This window comes from Kocuria sp., assembly GCF_030536815.1.
Lineage (GTDB): Bacteria > Actinomycetota > Actinomycetes > Actinomycetales > Micrococcaceae > Kocuria > Kocuria gwangalliensis.
Genome location: NZ_JAUNPE010000151.1, coordinates 1 through 5201, shown reverse-complemented (window position 1 = coordinate 5201; position 5201 = coordinate 1). Strand labels below are relative to the sequence as shown.

3 protein-coding genes and 1 pseudogene are annotated in these 5201 nt (G+C 65.5%); 2 read left to right on the top strand and 2 right to left on the bottom strand.

The annotated features are described in order from the left end of the window. A pseudogene (locus Q4E95_RS11020) lies at positions 1–2144 on the bottom strand (helicase); the annotation flags it as partial. A 107-nt stretch (positions 2145–2251) separates the two neighbouring features. Further along, complete coding sequence (locus Q4E95_RS11015) at positions 2252–2644, bottom strand: TnpV protein (protein WP_303383353.1); 393 nt, start codon at positions 2642–2644, stop codon at positions 2252–2254. Positions 2645–3537: 893 nt separating this feature from the next. Between Q4E95_RS11015 and Q4E95_RS11010 the strand changes: the two genes are divergently transcribed. Together Q4E95_RS11010 and Q4E95_RS11005 are read left to right on the top strand one after the other, a co-directional pair. Next, positions 3538–3837, top strand: coding sequence for a type II toxin-antitoxin system RelE/ParE family toxin (locus Q4E95_RS11010; protein ID WP_303383352.1), 300 nt, complete (start codon positions 3538–3540; stop codon positions 3835–3837). Between the two features lie 31 nt (positions 3838–3868). Then, complete coding sequence (locus Q4E95_RS11005) at positions 3869–4957, top strand: HigA family addiction module antitoxin (RefSeq protein WP_303383351.1); 1089 nt, start codon at positions 3869–3871, stop codon at positions 4955–4957. Positions 4958–5201: the final 244 nt, after the last annotated feature.

Below are 5201 nucleotides of genomic sequence, written 5' to 3'. Positions count from 1 at the left end.
TCCTGCATCAGTGCCGCCTTCTCCTGGGCGGCGGTGGTCTCGGTGGCGTTGACCACCCGGCGATTACCCTCGGGGTCGGTCGGGTCCGGGTCGGTGACCTGCATTCGACGCTGCTCGGCCAGGTTCTTGAAGATGTCCCCGGCAGCCATCCGCTCGGTACCCCAGTCGTTGCGGGCAGCAAAGACATGACGGCTGGCTTTCACGTCCCAGTTCGCGCCACTGATCCGGTCCACCCGGGCGGAGGAGTCCTTGATGATGTGGCGGAGGAACTGCTCGTGAATCTGAGGGGACACCCACACCGCCCCGATCCTCGCCTCGATCTCATCGGCTCCCAGCGGGGCCGGCAGCACTGCTTCCAGTGCCTCAACGTTGGCTTGGAACCGCTCATCGGCGACTGAGGCGGCCCGGGCCGTGTCCAGCTTCTCGCGCACGTCCCCGGACAGGTACTCCGCACGGGTCTCATAGACCCCGTCCTCCCCTGGCACTTCATAGACCAGTCCTCCCAGGGACTCCCGCGCCCCGGCCTCATCGGTGCCCAGCAGGGCCGCGACATGGGCCAGGTCCACGGCGCCGACCGTGTCCAGGGTGACGGCCAGGGCCTCATCGGCGGTGTCCACCCCGAGCACGGGCTTGCGCGGCTGCACCTGCCGCTGCGACAGCAGACCAGCCGGAGCCGCAGTGCCGGTGCCCTCGTCGAAGTGCTCCAGGGCCAGCACGAGCGGCCCGAACGGATCATCCCCCAGCAGAGCCACCGCCGGCGGGGTGATGCGGGCCAAGATCTCTTCACCGGCCTCATTGGTGCGCCCGGTGCGGCGTTCGGTGAACCGGTTGATCGGCCCGAAGCGATCCGCATAGGCCCGGTAGCTGGCCGCCAGTTGAGCCCTCAAAGCGTCCAGCTCCGGGGTGTCATCGACGTTGGCGGCTTCCAAGGTCAGCACGGCACGGGCTTCGTCACGCAGGCCCAGCAACGCCCGAAGCTCCCCGTGCCGGGTACGTGCCACCTTCAGCGGCGCGTGCACCTTCTCGATCGTGACCTGGGTGAAGCCTTCCGCACCGCGATCAGTGATGTGCCCGATCTGCTCCTGCTCCCCCGCCGGGATCAAGGCAGCGACCTCGAGCCCCTGCCCGCCACCACGCTCGGCCATTCCACGCCCAGCCGCCACGGCCTGCTCGGTGACCTCCGCCAGCTGCTCACGCAGCCGGGCCCCTGTGGCCGTCAGGTCATCCGCGCGCACGGTCAAAGTGGCGGAGCCGTACATCCCGTTGCCGATCATCGGCTCACCGAGCACCCGCTCGGGGTGGTCGAGGAAGTAGGCGTTCATCCGCCCCTGCGCCCCATTCAGTTCCACCGGGACGGTCTCCACCCATCCCTGATCCAACGGCTCCTCTCCGGGCAGACGGCGGCGGAAGATCAGCACGTCGGTCAGCGCGTCCGTGCCGGCGGCACGCCGGTGGGCGCCGGTGGGCAGACGGACCGCCCCGAGCAGATCAGCGCTCTGCGCCATCTCCCGGCGCGCTGCGGGGTTCTGCGCATCCAGGGTGGAGGCGCTGGAGAGCACCCCGACCACCCCACCGGGCCGGGTCAGGGCCAAGGACTTGAGGATGAAATGGTTGTGCATCGAGTGCCCGCCCGCGTTGTGCCGCGGATCGTGCAGGGTGTTCCGGGAGAAGGGGACGTTACCCACGGCCGCGTCGAAGATCCCACCGGGCATCCGGGTGTCGGCGAACGACTCCGTGCGGATGGTGGCTCCCGGGTAGAGGGCCTGGGAGATGGCTGCGGTGACCGGGTCCAACTCCACCCCCGTCATCTGCACCTCCTCCGGGGCCAACCCGATGAAGGTGCCGGCACCGGAACCGGGCTCCAGCACCTGCCCACCCTGGAACCCCAGACCAGTGAGGGCGCCCCAGACCTCGGCGGCGATCGCCGGGTCGGTGTAGTGGGCGTTGATGACCGTCCGGCGCGCGGCCGCGTACTCGGTCTCATCCAGCAGCTCGCGCAGCTCCGCCCGGTCGGGCTCGTACTCGGGACGGGACTCGTCGAAGATCTCCGCGACCCCGGTCGCACCCCAGGATCCCCACCGGGCCAACGTGGCGCGCTCAGCATCGGTCGCCGCCCGCTCCTCGGCCTGCAAGGTGCGCAGCACGCGCAGCGCGGCGAGGTTGGCCCTAAAGCGTGCCTGGGCACCAGAAGGGGCCAGATCGTCCTGGGCCCGGGGAACGAAACGCCCCGGACCCTCAGACTCAACCGGGACTACGCCTGTTCGGCGTCCTTCCGGGCCACCTCGTCCCAGTACTGCCGGTCCTCCCGGTTCAGCTGCTCCACGACCCGCAACATCTGAGCCACCCCGGTCTCCTCCTCGTCCTCCTCCTCCGACTCCTGCTGCACCGATTGCTCCGGGGTCAGCATCTCGGCGCGCACGATCTCCTCGGCCTGCATCTTCGACGCGTTCAGCCGACCTACCTTCTCCAGGTAGGTCTCCCCCACCGGGTCCGGGCCGGCCAGCTCCATCATCAGCTCGCCCACCCGCTGCGCCGCCTCCTCCCCCAGCGCCTCGAACCACTGATCCGGGTCCGGGATCAGGGCGTACTCCGCCGGCGCGGTCGTCCTCCACGCTTCCTGAGCGAACTTGCCGTACGTATTCATCACGAACCTCCTCGGGTTCCGGGAAGAGAAAGGCATCAATGCTCAACTGCCCCTCGACTTGTGTCCTCTTGCGGGCTCGGGCCATGGGGGGATCTCCTGAGTGCGATCGGGAATCTCCCTCTCACGGTACCGGGCCACCCGTACCCATGGCGCAGGCGATGGTGGACTGAATGATCTCAGGCTTCGCCGGGATGCCTTCGGCGTGCGCTGCTCCCCGAAAAGAAGCCCACGTCTCTCACTCACCCCATGATCTCTAGCTGCCGCTTATAGCCTCGCGTGCCCACGGCGCCGGCCAGAAGATACATGGCCTTCTGTGGGAATGGCCGAAGGCCCCTGGTCGCATGTATCAAGCCATGTGAACCAGGAGCCTTCTCGACGCCACGAGGCCCTCGTGGCCGTTGAACTTCGTCCACCACCAGCCTCTGCCGAAAGCGACCTTGGCAGCAGCTGGTCATGAACGAAGTGCCCGCAGCGTCCACCGGTTCGGCTCCGCCATCACACCTGCTGCGTGATTGTCCCTCCGGGGTTCTCACGCCCCCAACGCGTCGTGACAAAGCGCCCCGTAGTGGAGGAACGCGTCACCGGCGTCGAGTTCGACGTCCCAGGACCGACACGCTCCGTGGTGGTCGTGCGCGGCGACCGTTTCGCATGCGCCTTAGTTACGAACCGCCCCGTCTTCGAGCTACGCGCTACCGAACGCCCCTTACTCATCATGTCCATCCTTCCCGCCAGCCTCGACCGGCGACTTGGTCCGACGCCGCAGTCCGGCGTCGACTGGAACTCTAGTCGTTTCAATACTTCTCGGCAAGGGTGATGCACGGTAGTTGAGTAGTGGTAAAGTAGGCTGTGTCCGGTCCCTGGGGAGCACAATCTCTGGAGAACGGAGTCAGCATTTGCGTATCGAGTACGAGGACGAGGATCTCCGCTGCCTGGCGGAAGATCCGGGCTTCGTGCACCCCCGGCTCAGTGGGGAGCTGGTCAAGGCGTACCGCAAGAGGATCGACTCCATTTCGGCAGCCAATGATGAGCGGGATCTGAGGGCGTTGAAGTCGTTGCATTTGGAGAAGCTCCGGGGCAACAGAGACGGCCAGCACTCACTGCGCCTGAACAAGCAGTACCGGCTGATCGTCCGATTCAGGACGGAGCCGGCCGGGCGGACGACGGTGGTCATCGAGATCGTTGACTACCACTGAGTCCGACGTCCGTGGAGAGGAGAAGAGCACCATGAGCATTGCCCAGGCCTTCCCGGTTGGTGAGCATCTGGAAGAAGAGCTCGAGGCACGCGGATGGTCGCAGGCCGAGTTCGCTGAGATCATCCAGCGTCCCACCCAGTTCGTGTCTGAGGTGATCAGCGGCAAGAAAGAACTCACCCGCGAATCAGCCGCTCAGATCGCAGCGGCCTTCGGGACCAGCACCGAGTACTGGCTGAACCTCCAGAATCGGTACCTGCTGTGGCAGCAGTCCCAAGACCAGGGCCTGCAGAACCAGCTCACCGACGTCCAGCGACGCGCCCGCCTCAACGACCTGGCACCCGTGTCGTTGCTGCGTAAGCGCGGGATCATCGCCGAAGGATCTCTCGCGGACACCGAGGCACAGATCATCCAGCTCTTCGAATTGCCCACCATCGACGATGAGCCCAAGTTCAAGGCCGTCGCCCGTCGCAGCAACGAACACGAAGAGACCACCAAGCTTCAGCGAGCCTGGCTGGCCGTCATCAAGAACAAAGCCCGCAGCCAGCAGCTACCGGCCTTCGACTCGTCCGACTTCGCCGCCTTTGCCCGGCGGATTAGTCAGATGGTGGCCACCCCTGCGGCATTCGCCTCCCTTCCGGAGCAGTTCCGCGAGTACGGAGTCGCCCTCCTCTACGAGGAGAGCTTCCCCGGCTCCAAGCTCGACGGGGTGTCTTTCCTACAAGACGGAAACCCCGTCATCGCGCTGTCTGGGCGGGGCAAGAGACTCGACAAGGTCCTTTTCACGCTGCTACACGAGGTCGCGCACATCCTCAATGGCGACCTCAAAGAAGGCGAAATCCGCGTCGACACCGGCATCAACGAAACCGCCGACACCCAAGGGCTCGACGACCAGGAACGAGCCGCCGACCAACTCGCCGCAGGGCTAACCTTTCCCAATCAGGAGTTCTCCGAGCCGCCCAGCCGCGTCCGCAGCGCCTGGATTCAAGCCGAAGCAGACAAGCACCACGTCCACCCCATCGTTGTGATTGGACGCCTGCAGAAAATGGGAAACCTCGACTGGCGCACTGTGCTTGCCAAGGGGGCTCCCACTGTCGAACTACAGCTGGCCAGCTGGAAATGACACTCCTGAAGGCGGTATTTCTCGTGCTCCGGCGTGTCGGATAACCATGACGGGAAAATGGCGAAGTGCCTCACAAACGTTCCAGTAGATGGCTTCGGCCATTATGGATTATTGGGTATTTAATTACTCTCTTATTCGCAGCACTTTTGGGAGCGTTGGCGCATGCCTACTGGCCCATTGAGCTAAGCGCCGTCCGGGAATGGTTGTACTCGTTCTCCACGAGTGCGGGTCTGGGTGGAGTCGC

Coding starts and splice junctions, on each gene's coding strand:
- Q4E95_RS11015 (WP_303383353.1), bottom strand. CDS start 2,644: ATGAATACGTACGGCAAGTTCGCTCAGGAAGCGTGGAGGACGACCGCG.
- Q4E95_RS11005 (WP_303383351.1), top strand. CDS start 3,869: ATGAGCATTGCCCAGGCCTTCCCGGTTGGTGAGCATCTGGAAGAAGAG.